This is a genomic window from Clostridium tertium, from assembly GCF_902652255.1.
Lineage (GTDB): Bacteria > Bacillota > Clostridia > Clostridiales > Clostridiaceae > Clostridium > Clostridium tertium_A.
On record NZ_CACRTO010000051.1, the window covers coordinates 1 to 1,502 of the forward strand.

Consider the following 1,502-nt stretch of genomic DNA (forward strand, 5'->3'; position numbering starts at 1 on the left):
CAGTTTGTTGATAAACCCCCTGTTAAAAAACAGAGGGTTTTCTATATTGTATGTGCGTAATATTGCATATTTAAAATATTAGTATAAATAATCATAATATAATCTAAAAATAGCAAAGATAGTCTTGTTGCTATCTTTTTCATATTCTGCACCGCTGCAGTTAGTAAGCATTGCTCGGACACTTTTTCGCGTCCACGGAAGCGAGCATAGCGAAGCCCATGCAGATTTTTTGAATCTGCAAAGCTTCGCTCTACTGTTTCTTTTCGCCTATTGTAAATTCCTTTTCCCTTTTCAGTTCTAAGAAAATTTTTATTATCATCTTTGTGATTTTCCCAAACATGTCTTCTTATCGTTTTATATTTAGCTTTTTCTCCAAGGCATTTATCCCTATGATGACAACACATGCAAATTTCTTCAAAGCATATATATTCTCTATAGCCTTCGCGGGTCGTAGTCTTATATATCAAAGCTACATTATTGGGACAAACATATATATCTTTATCATAGTCATAAATATATTTATTTTTAGTGTACATGCCTTTTTTATGAGGGGAGCGTCTATAAGCAACTACAGGTACAATCTTTCTATCAACAATACCCTTAAAAATAGGGTTAGTTGAATATCCAGCATCTAATCCAAGATATTTAGGTTTTATCTTAAAATTTTCTTCAATTCTATCTATTCTCTTTAATATTGGCTCGCTATCGCTGACGTTACCAGGGGTAACATGCACATCTAAAATAATATTATTTTTACTGTCTACAGTTCTATGGTCTAAATAAAAGAAACCTTCTGGTTTATTATCTCTCATCATGTATCCGCTATCCGGGTCAGTAGTACTTTTCTTTATTTCCTTTGTTTCAATTTTTTCTTTTCTAGGTTTTAGTGGCTTTTTATTATGCTTTTCCCTATCAGCATTAACATCAATGTCTAACTGTTTTATATATTCTTTAGGTGTAATTTGTACTTCAACCTTTTCAAACTTTCGCTTATTTGCGTTAGCTTTTATATGAGTAGAATCAGAATAAAGAATTTTTCCTCCAACTAATCCTTTTTCCATAGCTTGAAAAACGATGTTATCGAATATTTTCTGTGGAATATCAGTATCTTTAAATCTTCTAATTCTATTTTGACTAATTGTTGATGCATCAGGAATTTTCTCTGTTATTGAATAACCTAAAAACCATCTATATGCTAAATTTACTTCTATATCTTTAACTAGTTGTCTTTCGGAGCGTATGCCATAAAGGTATCCAATAAACAACATCTTAAACAAAACTATTGGATCAACTGCTGGTCGACCATTTGTATGGCAATACAAATCTCTAGTTAAATCTCTAATAAAAGAAAAATCTATGTACTTATCTATTTTTCTAAGCAAATGTTCTTGCGGAACTAATTGCTCTAACATTACTACTTCCATTTGATTTTGTGATTCTTTTCTTTCGTTTATCATTAGTAAACTCCTATGTAATAAATTAAAATATTTATTATTATATTA

Annotated in this window: 1 protein-coding gene; it reads right to left on the reverse strand. The window is 30.6% G+C overall.

Annotated features, from left to right (window positions below; all coding sequences use genetic code 11):
* Nucleotides 1-41: 41 nt before the first annotated feature.
* Nucleotides 42-1,457: an IS1182 family transposase gene (locus GPX08_RS17040; protein ID WP_156628013.1), complete on the reverse strand. Its 1,416-nt coding sequence runs from the start codon at nucleotides 1,455-1,457 to the stop codon at nucleotides 42-44.
* Nucleotides 1,458-1,502: the final 45 nt, after the last annotated feature.